Source organism: Mesobacillus subterraneus, from assembly GCF_003937825.1.
Taxonomy (GTDB): domain Bacteria; phylum Bacillota; class Bacilli; order Bacillales; family Cytobacillaceae; genus Mesobacillus; species Mesobacillus subterraneus.
This window is the reverse complement of record NZ_RSFW01000010.1, coordinates 139031-152625: the sequence shown is the minus strand read 5'-3', so window position 1 is coordinate 152625 and position 13595 is coordinate 139031. Positions and strand designations below refer to the sequence as shown.

Below are 13595 nucleotides of genomic sequence, written 5' to 3'. Positions count from 1 at the left end.
GAAAAACCCCGCATGTATCAATGCGGGGATTCCATTAGATTATTCTAGTTTCCATCGCCGTTTCCATCTCCCTCACCATCTCCATCTCCATCCCCCGGTGGTGGAGGCGGTGGTGGTTTAGGTGGATCTTTTGGTTTAGGGTTGGTTGGCGGCGGGTCTTTAGGTTTTGGGTCCTTAGGTTTTGGATCCTTTGGTTTTCCATCTTCCGGCGGATCTTTCGGTTCTGCAGGTTTTCCAATTTCAATGATATTGGATGGAGCCGATTCTTTCCCGGCAATATCGACTGCCGTGACATAGAATGAGCCGTCCCCTGCATTGAATACTAAATCAGCTCCTGTTTTGATGCTGCCGACCTTTTTCTTGTTGTTGTAAATTCGATAGCCGACAATATCGTTTTCAGGATGCTTGCCCCAGCTGATTTTTTTGCCATCAAGTTTGACTTTAAGTGCAGCAGGTACCTTTCCGTTTTCACTCAGCTTGTCATCTGCAACCAGGATTTTACTCCAGGCATCCTTTTTAGGAATGAGCTGTTGAGGGTCGCGGATTTTATGGCCGATATAGCTTTCCATATAACTTGGATCCAGGATGACACCTGATTCTGTAAATTCGTCAGGAGTTGAATCAAGGGCAATAAAACGTTTATCTCCAACTCTTACAAATTTGTTTTCAACAAGACTGTCATCGACCTTTGTTGGCGCATATTTAGCAATGAAGTAATCTGACTCGACTAGTCCAGCTTTCGAACATGCGTTGGAAGGAAGCAAGCCTGATACTCCGCAATAGGATCTCTTGACAATACCGCCAGGCATCTTGAAGCGCTCTTCAGGATCAACGAGCTTAGGATCGACCGAGTAGGCATCATTCAGCAGGTCTGCCCAGATGTACTGAGTTCTTACACCATATGAGAGGCCTTTATAGGTACGTTCAAGAGGCTTGTTATGGTCATAGCCAAGCCAGACTCCAAATGATACGTTCGGATTTGTCGCAACAAACCATGCATCAAAATAATCATGACCTGTTCCGGTTTTGCCGGCCCAGTCAGAAGCAAATTTCAGTCTGCTCTTCACTGCTGTAGCTGTACCGCGATTAATGACATCACGCATCATATCAATCGTCAGGTAAGAAGTCTGCGGACTGAATACATCCACTGGCTCGGACTTATGCTGGTAGACAACTTCACCATGCTTATCGACGATTTTTTCAATCATATAAGCATCGATGAACTTACCACCGTTCGCGAATGTACCAAATGCATTGGTATTCTCCTCAACAGTTACACCGCCGCGCATTGAACCGATTGCGGTTGAAAGGTTCGTATAATCATCAGGCTTCAGGTTGGAGAATCCCATCTTATCGAGGAAATTCGCCGGCCTTTGTCCGATGATGCTCCTGTATGCGAGTACAGCCGGAACGTTATAGGACCTGGTCAATGCATATCTGGCAGTCGTCAAACCGCTGTATCTCATATCATAGTTGTTTGGCCATTGTTTACCCTGATTCAGGAACACCTGCACGTCAGGAAGGACGGTTCCTGGATGCAGTTTCCCCAATTCCATCGCAGGAGCATAAACAAGGAGCGGCTTCATCGTTGAACCGTTTTGTCTTGGCGCCCTTGTTGCGTGATTTGTTTGCTCACGCTTGAAGTTTCGGCCGCCGACAAAGCTGATGATTTTCCCTGTCTTGTTTTCGATCAGGGTAGCTCCGATTTCCACTGGCTCCTGGATAACGATGGTTTTGCTCGAATCATCCGGATCAGGGACTTCCTGCGGTTTATCACTGCCATAGTAAGGGTAGTTCTTGGCCGTTTCCTGCATTTTTTCATAGATTTCTTTATTGATGGTCGTGTAGATTTTATAGCCATTCTGTCGAAGGTCTCGATCGGCAAGTGCTTCATATTCAGCCATCAATTTATCATCTTTTTTCAGATCATCCAGCTCATAGCCATCACGCTCTGCAAGAATTTTCGCCAGAATCTCTCTGGACCGGGCCTCGATTTCAAACGTGAGGAACGGATATTCCTCTACAGTATTATCGCTAGGGACCTCTTTAACAAAATCCTTCGTAATATCGTAATTGATTGCATCCTGGTACTCTGCATTGGTAATGAAACCAGCGCCATGCATCCTCGTAATGACGGTTTTATAGCGTGACAGTCCTGGTGCCAGACCAGCTTCATCTTTCAGCTTGCCCTGGTCACTGCTGAACGGTGTATATCCAAACGGGCTCTGCGGCAGTCCGGCAATGAAGGCTGCCTGAGGCAAAGTCAGGTCCTTTGCATCCTTCCCGAAAATTCCATTTGCGGCTGCCTGAACTCCGGCGATATTACTGCCGTTCGCATTGCGTCCGAATGTCGCAACGTTCAAATATGCTTCGAGGATTTCTTTTTTATCAAAGAATTTTTCGAGACGAAGCGCAAGAAGGATTTCTTTCGCTTTCCGTTCAAAGGAAATTTCATTCGTCAAAATTTGGTTTTTGATCAGCTGCTGCGTCAGAGTACTTCCTCCGGATGATGTGGAGGAGTTTGTGACCTCTTGGAAAAGCGCACGCATGATCGCTTTTGGAACAACGCCGTCATGCTCATAGAAGTATTCATCCTCTGTCGCGACGACCGCATTTACTAAATGCTTCGACATATCATCAAGCTTGACTTCCTCCCGGTAAAGGTCCGTTCGGAGCTTGCCAAGATAAACATCATTATCAAAATATAAATCCGATGTTTCTTCATAGTTGTAGATATCTTTCCTCATGCTTTCATAAGGTCGGATTTGTTCATCTTTGACAAGGGATGCGAAATACCCGGCACCTGTACCTGCGGCAAAGCCAGCACCGAGAACCAGCACAATGATCAATAACAACAGCATGTTCCAGACAACCGAATAAGTAATCCTGGCACCTTTTACGGTCTTTTTATTCGTAAAAAAAGCACCAAAGGATTTTAGCATCTCTTTCCAAGGCTGTTTTCCTTCATGCATTCATATCATTCCCCCTAAAATCACATACATTATAGCATAAACAAGCTGTCGAAAAGACTGCAATCTGAATTTTTCTGAAAATTTATGTCGAATTTGACAACTGATCCTTCTTTATGGTAAAAATGCTTTATTAACTTTATAGCAAAAAGCTGTGAAGGGAATCAGTAGTGCTTCTGTCACTGTTCCAGAAAGCCGGCGGCCGCTGTGAGCCGGTACAAACAGAAGGATGAATTACCTCCCTGAGCGCCGCAGTGAACTTGAGTCACATAGTAGCCGCGGACGGTTTAACCGTTATTTTATTGAGTGGAAGACATTTTTATTTTGTTTTCAAGCCGGGTGGTACCGCGCATATAGCGCCCCTGCATTTATTGCAGGGGCGTTTTTTTATTGCGGAAATTCCGGTGTGAAGAATATCTTGAATGGAGGAAGAAGAAATGGAATTACTAAAAGATCTCGAATGGCGCGGGATTATTTACCAGCAGACAGATGAAGAGGGTCTAAAAGATCTCCTTACAAAAGAGAAGATTTCCCTCTACTGCGGTGTAGACCCGACTGCTGACAGCATGCATATCGGACATTTGCTGCCATTCCTGACGCTTCGCCGTTTCCAGAATGCAGGCCATCGTCCAATCGTGCTTGTTGGGGGAGCGACCGGGCTGATCGGCGACCCAAGCGGGAAGAGTGAAGAGCGTAAACTGCAAACAATGGAGCAAGTTCAGCTGAATGTGGATGGAATCAGGAAGCAGCTTGAGCAAATTTTCAGCGTGGAAGGCGAAAATGGAGCCCTGATGGTCAACAACTACGACTGGGCCGGTTCCATGGATGTAGTGACATTCCTGCGTGACTTCGGTAAGCATGTTGGCGTGAATTACATGCTGGCAAAGGATACAATCGCTACAAGACTCGAAACAGGTATTTCGTTCACTGAATTTACTTACACCATCCTTCAGGCGATGGATTTCTACCATTTATACGAAAAACATGACTGCAAACTGCAGATCGGCGGAAGCGACCAGTGGGGCAATATCACGACAGGCCTTGAGCTGATCCGTAAAATGTCTGCTGAAGGCTCAAAAGCTTTTGGACTGACAATCCCGCTCGTAACGAAAGCAGATGGTACCAAATTCGGGAAATCAGAAAGCGGCGCTGTGTGGCTTGATCCGGAAAAAACCTCTCCATACGAGTTCTACCAGTTCTGGATCAACACGGCTGATGCTGATGTCATCAAATACCTGAAATTCTTCACCTTCTTAGGAAAAGAAGAAATCGAAGCATTGGAAAAAGCAGTAGAGGAAGAACCGCATCTTCGTAAGGCGCAAAAAGCCCTGGCTGAAGAGATGACACGCATGATCCACGGCGAAGAATCATTGCAGCAGGCAATCAGAATCTCGGCCGCTCTATTCAGCGGAGACATCAAGAATCTGACTGCCGATGAAATCAAGCAAGGCTTCAAAGATGTTCCTTCCTTCACAGTAGAAGGGGAAGAGGAGCTTGGTCTGGTGGACCTGCTTGTCGAAGCAAAAATTTCGCCATCCAAGCGCCAGGCCCGTGAAGATGTTTCGAACGGTGCAGTCTCCCTGAACGGAGAGCGTGTAACCGACACGGCCTATGTCTTAAGTGAAGCCGACAAGATCGAAGGACAGTTCACCATCATCCGCCGCGGTAAAAAGAAGTACTTCATGTTTAAATACTAAATGACAAACAGCCCCCTCAATTTTGAGGAGGCTGTTTTCTAAACAAATGAGAGGCAGCTTCGTAGTCCTGTCCATAAGGGCAGTGCAATCGGACAACTTTCCCTTGGTTTGTCCGAAAGCTGTCGGATAGAGAGGCTCACACGGACAGGTTTCCCTTGGTTAATCAAAAAGCTGTCCGATAGAGAGGTTCACACTACAGCTTCCGCTCCGATTGTCAGAAAGCTGTCCAATAGAGCATCTGCACCGATGTCGTATCCTGACCCGATGTTAGCAACATGTACATCCGTTCCAACCCAAACAAAAACCCCAGCCAAATAGGCTGGGGTTTTTACACACTCTATTAACGAGAGTAGAATTCAACGATAAGAGCTTCGTTGATTTCAGCTGGAAGTTCAGAACGCTCAGGCATACGAGTGAAAGTTCCTTCTAGCTTGTCTGCATCGAAAGTCAAGAAGTCAGGTACGAAGTTGTTTACTTCGATTGCTTCTTTAACAACATCAAGGTTGCGAGACTTTTCACGAAGTGTGATTGTTTGTCCTGGAGCTACGCGGTAAGATGGGATGTCTACGCGTGCGCCATCAACCATGATGTGACCGTGGTTTACTAACTGGCGAGCTGCACGACGAGTGCGAGCAAGACCAAGACGGTAAACAACGTTGTCAAGGCGAGCTTCAAGAAGGATCATGAAGTTTTCACCGTGCTTACCAGGCATTTTGCCTGCTTTGTCGAACAAGTTACGGAACTGGCGCTCAGTTACCCCGTACATGTGGCGAAGCTTTTGCTTCTCTTGAAGTTGCAATCCGTATTCGGATAGTTTTTTACGCTGGTTAGGACCATGAGGACCCGGTGCGTAAGGGCGTTTTTCTAATTCTTTACCTGTACCGCTTAGTGAAATTCCAAGACGGCGGGATAGTTTCCAGCTTGGGCCGGTATAACGAGCCATGAATGACTCCTCCTTAGTTTTTATTTTGTAAAATAAAAACAGATTGTGATGGGACAATCATGCGTATTTTGTTTTCATGTACCTTCGCCCTAGCAGCAGCGGGTTACGAGATACACCATCAATAAAATTGAGGAACAAAATACAAACACAATGTTGATCACATAGGCTGCGATATTTTACACAAAGAGTATTATATAATTTTTGTTTGTATAAAGTCAATAGCATATTTGAAAGTTCGTCAAAGGAGTAAATGAAAATCTTCCTGAAGAATATGCTTTTATATCATACTATTTTACTAGGTCTATGATATAATGAGTAGTAATTATTATATTTTTCAAATATTTGGATATGTCCGATGATATAGCAACTTGCCACGTGATGAATCTCTTATTGAATGCTCCTCCCTCTCGGAGAGCCAGTACGAATTCAAGCCACATACCGATCGCTGTTGAAGTGATTTAAAAACAGGTGATACATATGGAAGAATTATTAGAACGTGAAATAGTTTTAGAGCTGAAAAGCAGGTTTTTCGATTTGATCAGCACTGGCAGACAATCTTTGTCTTTTACAGAAATTCTTTCCCAAATGCTTGATGTTTTGCGTGGATTGATCAGGGCCGACGTGGTTGATTTTTACAGCTGTGAGGAATGGAATCATGGGTTGTTCCTGGAAGCGACGACTAGAGATGGGGAAAATGTACCCATGGCAGGTGCCTTTACCGATTGCATGATCGATGAATTAGTTTCCGGCCCTCATTCCTTCATTAAAAATCCACCATCCATGCCTCAATATGACTTGCTGCTTATCCTTGCTGCCGACGAAAAACTGAAGGGCCTTTTCGCCATAAATAGGAGCGGCGGTTCAGGATCAGATTGGTTCTGGCAAAGGATATCACATGAGTGCGGCATATTTGTCGAAAAGATCCGCTGCCTCGCCCATACAATGGAAGAAGAAAAGCGGTACAAGCTCCTGTTCAGGGTAACGGAAAAATTCCATTCGACGATGGATATGGACGCTGTTCTTGGTGAGATCATCTCAACATTAAGGGAAGTTTATCCTTCCTTTACTTATTATCTGCTGCTGTCACATGACCATCAGGGGTATGAAGGATTGCCGGTCAAGGATCTTGAATATGACAGTGAAAATCTGACTGCGATGCAATCTTATGTTAGCGGGCAAATCCAGTTTGAGGATTCAATCATTGATAAAAATTCCATCATGTATGCTCCCTTAAAAGGGAAGCAGGGAGTATATGGTGTGCTGCAGGTAATTGCTTCGGATTCACTTGTCTTCCCTCAAAATGAGATCGAGTTTATCAAGCTGCTTGCCAACACTGCCGGCAGTGCGCTTGAGAACGCCAAGCTGTATGAACAGTCGAGGAAGTTGATCTCCGACCTGCAGTTAATCAATGAAACGTCCCATCAGCTTAATACAAGCCTGCGCCTGACGGATACCATGTCGTTCATATGCGGACAGATCATGAAGTCCTTCAAGGCAAATGAAGTCGGTTTCATCATGCACGATGCCGAAAAGGATTCCTTTACCGTACTTCAGGGCAGCAGCGGCTTTTTCTTTTCCAAGGAGGCTTCCAGTTACATTCTGAGGATTGGGAAAAGGATCAAGCAGGATATGGAACCGATATTCATAGGCGATTTTGCCTCTGAGGATGAGGCAGACTTATTGGGATTCCGCTCGATTATGGGTGTTCCCATGATTCAGAGCGGGGAGTTGAGAGGATTAGCGCTCGTGCTGCATGAGGAGCCATACCATTTTACATTCGATACATTCAAGCTGCTTCAGTCGCTGATCCACCATTCGACCTTGGCCTTCACGAATTCGATGCTGCGTGAAGAACTGGAAAAGATGGTTGTAACCGATCATTTGACGAAGCTTTATTCTCGGAGTTATTTGGATGACAAGATGAATCTTTCCATGCTCGAGGACTCTCAGGGAACATTCATCCTGATCGATATCGATAACTTTAAGGGGGTCAATGATCAGTATGGCCATCAGGTAGGTGACGAGGTGCTTGTCCAGCTCGCCCGCCAGATTGCCCAGAATATACGCGGCACGGATATAGGTGCCCGGTGGGGTGGAGAAGAACTCGCGATTTATTTGCCGGGTACTCCTCTTGGAATTGGTGTGATGATCGCCAAAAGGCTCGTCGATAAGGTTGAACGAAATACGAACCCGAATGTCACGATTTCATGTGGAGTATCCGCTTGGGTCAAAGGGCAGGAGGATACGACCAAGTCCGTATTCAAAAGGGCTGATCAGGCTCTTTATATCGCGAAGGGCTCTGGGAAAAATAAGGTAGTCATACAGAATGAAACCCAATTTGATTTCAAAAGCACTCAGAAATGAGTGCTTTTCCCGTTTAGTGGACAACAGGACTTTTTATGATGGTGTGAGAGAAATTACTTTCCATTAAGGGGTAAATGTCATATCCTGTTTATGGGGGTATTTTGTAAGCGGTTACAAACTATACAGGAGGAATCGTAATGGGAGAGAAAAGATTCGAAACAGAAGTCATCCATTCAGGGTATAGGTCGGACGAATTCAGGGGAAGCCTTGCTCCTCCGTTATTCCAAACTAGTACGTTCACTTTCGATACAGCCGAACAGGGAGAAAGACGCTTTGCGGGTGAAGAGGATGGATACATTTATTCCCGCCTTGGAAACCCAACCGTTGCCATGTTGGAGGAAAGAATGGCAACGATTGAAAAAGGGGAGAAAGCCCTGGCGTTCGCTTCCGGGATGGCAGCTGTCTCTGCGATATTAGTAGCGTTGACTCGCACAGGTGACCATATTCTTTGTTCACAGGGAGTATATGGCTGCACATTCGGGCTCTTGCAGCTCATGAAGGAAAAGTACGAAATCAATCATGATTTTTCGATGATGTCGACGAGAGAGGAAGTCCTCGCGGCGATCACTCCCGAGACAAGAGTCATTTATATTGAGACGCCAATCAACCCAACAATGAGACTCGTAGACCTGGAAATGGTCGCGGATGTGGCCAAGGAAAAAGGAATCCCGGTCGTTGTGGATAACACATTCAGTTCTCCATACCTGCAAAATCCGCTGGAGCTTGGCTGCGATTTCGTCATCCATAGCGCGACAAAGTATATTTGTGGTCATGGCGATGTCATTGCCGGAATAGCGGTTGGGCCGAAGGATATCATGTCAAAAATCGCGATGACAACACAGAAGGACATTGGCGGAGTCATGTCACCATTTGATGCCTGGCTGCTGCTGCGCGGATTGAAGACATTGCCGGTTAGAATGGACCGCCATTGTGACAACGCAGAAAAACTGGCGGAGTATTTGACCGGCCACCCTGCCGTCGAGGAAGTCATCTTCCCGGGCGATCCGAAGCATCCTGACTATGCCATTGCAAAAAAACAGATGCGCAAGCCAGGCGGTTTGATTTCCTTCAATATCAAAGGCGGCCAAAAAGAGGCACAGGCATTCATGAATCAGCTCAAGCTCATTAAAATCGCAGTCAGCCTTGGGGATGCCGAAACACTGATTCAGCACCCGGCTACGATGACCCACGCAGTCGTACCTAAGGAAGCGCGGGAAAAGATGGGCATAAAGGACAATATGCTTAGGCTTTCTGTCGGCCTCGAAGCATGGGAAGACCTGAGAGACGACCTGGAAGCAGCCTTTGAAGCAGTCAGAAAAGAAACAGTACAGGAAACAGGAAGTATTTAATAGATAGTAAACGGTCATTAAATGAAAAAGGAGCAGCTTCCGGTCAATGGAAAGCTGCTCTTCTTATTTTTAAGGAAAGCGGGTGCCGTACCTTAAATATACTGCACCAATACTTCAACGAATTCCTCCAGCTTTTGCTGGTCCAGTTCATCAAAGCGATTTTTTTCAGGGGAGTCAATATCAAGGACGCCGACAACCTTACCGTCTTTGATCATCGGGACAACGATTTCGGATTGGGACGCGGCATCGCATGCGATATGGCCAGGGAATTGGTGAACATCTTCAACCCTCAACGTCTCCTGTTTTGAGGCTGCTGTTCCGCAAACTCCTCTTCCAAGCGGGATCCTGACACAAGCAGGCAGACCCTGGAATGGCCCAAGGACAAGCTCACCGTTCTCCATCAGATAGAAGCCAACCCAGTTGATGCGGTCGAGGAATTGGTTCAATAGGGCGGAGGCATTGCTCAGATTCGCGACCGCATTCTTTTCATCCTCGATCAGTGCCTTAAGTTGTTTGATGACCAAATCATAATTTTTTTCGCGAGTGCTGCTGTATGTTTCGACGTTAAACATCGTTTTTCCCCCTCATTCTTGAAGTTTTAATTTACATTGTATCAAAAATCGGCGAAAGAATGGAGACTTTGTCGAGCTTTTTATAAAGGAAATTTCGTTTGTTCCAAGAATGGTAAACAGTAAGGTTATTTGCGGAAAGTGAGGGGCGGAGAAAATGAGAAAAAATTCAAAAGCTGCAATTATTGATGCGGCCATTTACTTATTCAATACGAAGGGCTTCAATGGTACATCAGTAAGGGATATTGCAGCCAAGGCGGATGTCAATGCGGCGAATATCTCATACTACTTCCAGAACAAGAATGGACTCCTCGAAAACTGTTTTACTGTCTTTTTTGAGCACTATCTTGAAGAGTTGGAGAAGGGCTACGCTTTGCTCGAATGCGGGGCAGAGGCTTGCCTGAAAGCGATGGTGGATCATGTTTTAAGATACCAGTGTGAAAATATCCAATTGACGAGATTTATTTTAAGAGAAATGACCATTGATTCACAGGTTGTCAGGGAAATCATGTCAACCTATCATGTGAAGGAGCGATTTATGTTTAAAAAGGTTCTTGAGGCAGGGATGGAGACAGGCGAATTCAAGAAGTTATCTGTCCAGTTCACCATTTTGCAGCTAAAGGCGCTGCTTTCGATGCCGTTCCTTAATACCCATTACGTAACAGAGGTGCTGCATGTACAGCCTCATGAAAAATATTTTGCCGATAAGTATGGCCAAGAAATTTCGAAGTGGATCAGGGGAACACTTTGTGCTGAACAGCAGCCTGAAAAAATGTTAATAAATATCTAGGAAACCGGTCATCAGCCGGTTTCCTTTTTTATTAATAATACTTCAATTCGGGAAATGGCAGCTTCAGTGCTTGTCAAGGAAGGTCACGGTGCTTGCGCATTTCCTATAGAATCATAACATCCAATCCCTGTCCGAGCTCCTTTGCCTGGTGGGCGTCAGAGCCGTACACAAGCTGGATTCCGCGCTTTTTGGCTTCCTCAATGACCCACTGTGGCGGGTATGGCTCCCGGCAAAGGGGTTTTGCCGTGCCTGCGCCATTATAATCCAGTTCATAGCCCATGATCGCAACTTGATCAAGGATGACCATGACTTCTTCAGTAAAAGGGGTTTGGACCGGATACTTCTTCTGGAATTTATTCGCCAGGGTAATATGCCCGATTCTTTTTGGCTTGAATGCCCCGAGGTCGGCTTTTATGGATTCAAGGACAGTCTGAAAATATTTGCGGTGCACTTTTTCTGCAGATCCATAGCCGTCAATCATGCTTGCAAATTGCTCAGGACTGTAATCGAGGCATTCATACAGACCATCAGCATTTTTCAAAAAATGGACGGAAAGAATCGCGTCATCTAGGTACCGGCCAAATTCGTTCAGGATATCAGTTGTATGTTCCTCGAATCCTTCGATATAATCAACCTCGAAACCAGTATGAATTTTAATTTTTCCAGCGTACCTTTTCTTTGCTTCTTCAATAGTGCGGAAGTATGATTCTACATCTTCAAGCCGCATTGCGCTGTCTTTCATAGGTGTTGGGTCTATGAAACTCCCGGGAAGGGGAGCGTGTTCAGCAAATGTGATTTCGGAGTAGCCGAGCTGCAGGGCCCTTTCAATATAATCGACCAATGAATCATTCGTGCCATGTGGGCAAAAAGATGTGTGAACATGTCCGTCTCTCAAAAAAACACCACCCAAAAGTAAGATTTCGTGCAAGATTTCAAGTTAAATCGGCTTAATTCGGATAATTTCAACAAAAAATCTCATTTTAATAGTCAAAAATTGTCGTTTACATGATAATATAAATACATTATACATGCATTTATCAATTCATTTTATATAGAAGTTTTCAGAACTTGGAATTTGTGAGGCCAGGGGGATAACAATGGAGTACATAATTGGCGGAATTGCTATATTGATCATACTTTTTCTGATCGGCTATTTTATGAAACGGAAGTACTACAGTGAGGTTGACCGGTACGAGTCTTGGAAAATCGATATCATGAACCGGCCGGTGCTTGATGAAATGTCAAAAGTGAAGCAGTTGAACATGACCGGACAGACAGAAGAGCTTTTCGAGCGCTGGCGCCAGGAGTGGGATGAAATTGTGACTGCCAAGCTGCCAGGCATCGAGGATTACTTGTTCGACGCAGAGGAATTCATTGATAAATACCGATTCAAAAAAGCAAAGGAATCGCTGGCTGTCATTGACCGTAAACTGACGGAAACAGAGGATAAAATCAAAAAGATCCTGAACGAACTGAACGAGCTTGTCGGAAGCGAAGAAAAGAACCGTGAAGAAATCGATGGGCTGAAGGAACAGTACAGAGAGAGCAAGAAGAATCTTCTGACGCACAGGCACAGCTTTGGAAGCGTGGAGGCAAGCCTTGAATCGATGCTGGAACAAATCCAGGCGAAATTCATGGAATTTGACGAGAAAACTGAAAACGGGAATTACCTTGAAGCGAGGGAAACCGTGTTATCCATCCAGGCAATGCTGGAACAAGTATCCTCAAAGATGGAAATTATCCCCGAACTGCTGCATGATTGTCAGTCGGTCATTCCAGGCCAGGTAAGCGACCTCAAGGATGGCGTCAAGGAAATGGCAACCCAGGGATACGTTCTTGACCACCTGAAGGCTGAGGCTGAAATTGAAGCGATTGCCAGGGAACTAAGCGAACATCTTTCTTCCCTTGAAAATGGGGATGTGGAAAAAGCCGAGGAAGGCATCCATGGCTTGAAGGCGAGAGTAGAGCAGTTATTCGACCAGCTGGAGCAGGAAGTCCTCGCCAAGCAATACATCACGAAAACAGAACATGAAGCAAGAGAAATTCTTGTCAGGGCCATTACTGAAAGCAAGACCTTGAAGGAAGAGACCATGCACATCCAGGAGAGCTATCACCTTTCCGAAAAAGAACTCTCCGCTCAGACGGATGTCGAAAAGCAATTGAAGGGTCTCATCAAGCGATTTGAATTGATCGATCACAGGATTACCGGAAACGATACAGCACAAAGCTTGATCAAGACAGAGCTTGAGGAAGCGAAGCAGCAGCTGGATGCCCTTGTGGACGAACAAAAGGCTTTGATGGAAAAGCTGAGTGCGCTCAGAAAAGATGAAATCACGGCAAGGGATAAGGTAAGGGACCTTTCGAAAAAAATTACCGACCTGATCCGGAAGGTATCCAAAAGCAATATGCCGGGCTTATCCCAGGAATACCGTTATCTTCTCGATGATGCCAATGAAAGTATCAAGCAGGTCAATGAAAAGCTGGAAGAGAAGCCGCTGGATATACCGTCAGTCCATCAGTATCTCGAAATCGCTGTACTGACCGTTGAAAAATTGGAAGCAAAGACAGAAGAGATCCTTGAGACGGTCATGCTTGCTGAAAACGTGATTCAATATGGCAACAGATACCGAAGCAGATATCCGTCGGTAGACCGCGGACTACGTGAGGCAGAGGAATGCTTCCGCAATTATGATTATCGCCAGGCGCTGGAGCAGGCAGCCACTTCAATAGAGGAAGTGGAGCCAGGAGCGCTCAAAAAGATCGAAGTCATGTTATCTGAAAAACAGTCATAAAAACAGGGTCTCCAATTGGAGACCTGTTTTTTTGGAGGCGTCCTTATTATTTGGGAGATACTAACAGTCACGACCAGATTGTTTTTCAATGAAAAATGATTATGATAAGATTTCTAGTTAGC

At 45.4% G+C, this 13595-nt stretch carries 9 protein-coding genes and 1 other annotated feature; of the genes, 5 read left to right on the top strand and 4 right to left on the bottom strand.

The window, feature by feature from the left end:
* Positions 1-44 precede the first annotated feature (44 nt).
* Positions 45-2972, bottom strand: a complete 2928-nt coding sequence (locus tag EJA10_RS08180) for a transglycosylase domain-containing protein (RefSeq protein WP_125479525.1) — start codon at positions 2970-2972, stop codon at positions 45-47.
* 142 nt (positions 2973-3114) lie between these two features.
* Positions 3115-3336 (top strand) — a binding site (T-box leader).
* 70 nt (positions 3337-3406) lie between these two features.
* Between EJA10_RS08180 and tyrS the strand changes: the two genes are divergently transcribed.
* Complete coding sequence (gene tyrS / locus EJA10_RS08175; RefSeq protein WP_125479524.1) at positions 3407-4666, top strand: tyrosine--tRNA ligase; 1260 nt, start codon at positions 3407-3409, stop codon at positions 4664-4666.
* Positions 4667-5006: 340 nt separating this feature from the next.
* Here the strand turns inward: tyrS and rpsD are convergent, their stop codons facing one another.
* Positions 5007-5609 (bottom strand): 30S ribosomal protein S4, encoded by a 603-nt coding sequence (gene rpsD / locus EJA10_RS08170; protein WP_079510073.1) that lies wholly within the window; start codon positions 5607-5609, stop codon positions 5007-5009.
* Between the two features lie 477 nt (positions 5610-6086).
* On the opposite strand from rpsD, the gene EJA10_RS08165 reads away from it, so the two are divergent.
* On the top strand, positions 6087-7973 hold the full coding sequence (locus EJA10_RS08165) for a sensor domain-containing diguanylate cyclase (protein ID WP_125479523.1): 1887 nt from the start codon (positions 6087-6089) through the stop codon (positions 7971-7973).
* A 137-nt stretch (positions 7974-8110) separates the two neighbouring features.
* Positions 8111-9322: a methionine gamma-lyase gene (gene megL / locus EJA10_RS08160; protein ID WP_125479522.1), complete on the top strand. Its 1212-nt coding sequence runs from the start codon at positions 8111-8113 to the stop codon at positions 9320-9322.
* Between the two features lie 92 nt (positions 9323-9414).
* Here the strand turns inward: megL and EJA10_RS08155 are convergent, their stop codons facing one another.
* Positions 9415-9894 (bottom strand): GAF domain-containing protein, encoded by a 480-nt coding sequence (locus EJA10_RS08155; RefSeq protein WP_125479521.1) that lies wholly within the window; start codon positions 9892-9894, stop codon positions 9415-9417.
* Positions 9895-10048: 154 nt separating this feature from the next.
* On the opposite strand from EJA10_RS08155, the gene refZ reads away from it, so the two are divergent.
* Positions 10049-10681, top strand: a complete 633-nt coding sequence (gene refZ, locus EJA10_RS08150; protein ID WP_125479520.1) for a forespore capture DNA-binding protein RefZ — start codon at positions 10049-10051, stop codon at positions 10679-10681.
* Positions 10682-10784: 103 nt separating this feature from the next.
* Here refZ and hisJ read toward each other — a convergent pair whose 3' ends face one another.
* The gene (gene hisJ / locus EJA10_RS08145; protein WP_125479519.1) at positions 10785-11576 is read right to left on the bottom strand and encodes a histidinol-phosphatase HisJ; all 792 of its coding nucleotides are present in this window, start codon (positions 11574-11576) and stop codon (positions 10785-10787) included.
* 202 nt (positions 11577-11778) lie between these two features.
* Between hisJ and ezrA the strand changes: the two genes are divergently transcribed.
* Complete coding sequence (ezrA, locus tag EJA10_RS08140) at positions 11779-13473, top strand: septation ring formation regulator EzrA (RefSeq protein ID WP_125479518.1); 1695 nt, start codon at positions 11779-11781, stop codon at positions 13471-13473.
* The last annotated feature ends 122 nt before the right edge of the window (positions 13474-13595 follow it).